This window comes from Bacillus sp. 22475 (assembly GCF_052044835.1).
GTDB lineage: Bacteria > Bacillota > Bacilli > Bacillales > Bacillaceae_G > Bacillus_A > Bacillus_A cereus.
The window spans coordinates 1-594 of the sequence record NZ_JBQENW010000095.1 but is presented as its reverse complement, the minus strand read 5'-3'; the positions used below and the strand labels follow the sequence as shown (position 1 = coordinate 594).

The window sequence follows — 594 nt, the reverse complement described above, 5'->3', positions numbered from 1 at the left end:
ACCACGGGACCATTTGGTTGCGGGGACAGGATTTGAACCTGCGACCTTCGGGTTATGAGCCCGACGAGCTACCGTACTGCTCCACCCCGCGATGATATAATATGTAATTTAAGAAAAAATGGAGGAGGTAGAGGGATTCGAACCCCCGCGCGACTCTCGCCGCCTGTCGGTTTTCAAGACCGATCCCTTCAGCCGAACTTGGGTATACCTCCGAGATATAAACCTTTAGTGGTGGACCTTGTAGGACTCGAACCTACGACCGGACGGTTATGAGCCGTCTGCTCTAACCAGCTGAGCTAAAGGTCCTTTATGGTAGCGGCGGAGGGGATCGAACCCCCGACCTCACGGGTATGAACCGTACGCTCTAGCCAGCTGAGCTACACCGCCATAAATGATATTAAAATAAGTGGAGCCTAGCGGGATCGAACCGCTGACCTCCTGCGTGCAAGGCAGGCGCTCTCCCAGCTGAGCTAAGGCCCCATGTTTTTGGGAAAATCGGGAAGACAGGATTTGAACCTGCGACCCCCTGGTCCCAAACCAGGTGCTCTACCAAGCTGAGCCACTTCCCGTTAATAAAAGCGCGCCCGAGAGGAG

Annotated in this window: 6 tRNA genes; all 6 read right to left on the bottom strand. The window is 54.7% G+C overall.

Annotated features, from left to right (window positions below):
- Nucleotides 1–14: 14 nt before the first annotated feature.
- Nucleotides 15–91 (bottom strand) — tRNA-Met (locus ACTJJY_RS32025).
- A gap of 28 nt (nucleotides 92–119) precedes the next feature.
- Nucleotides 120–212 (bottom strand) — tRNA-Ser (locus ACTJJY_RS32020).
- A gap of 17 nt (nucleotides 213–229) precedes the next feature.
- Nucleotides 230–306, bottom strand: a tRNA-Ile gene (locus ACTJJY_RS32015).
- Nucleotides 307–310: 4 nt separating this feature from the next.
- Nucleotides 311–387: transfer RNA gene (locus ACTJJY_RS32010), tRNA-Met, on the bottom strand.
- Nucleotides 388–407: 20 nt separating this feature from the next.
- A tRNA-Ala gene (locus tag ACTJJY_RS32005) sits at nucleotides 408–480 on the bottom strand.
- A 15-nt stretch (nucleotides 481–495) separates the two neighbouring features.
- Nucleotides 496–569, bottom strand: a tRNA-Pro gene (locus ACTJJY_RS32000).
- Nucleotides 570–594: the final 25 nt, after the last annotated feature.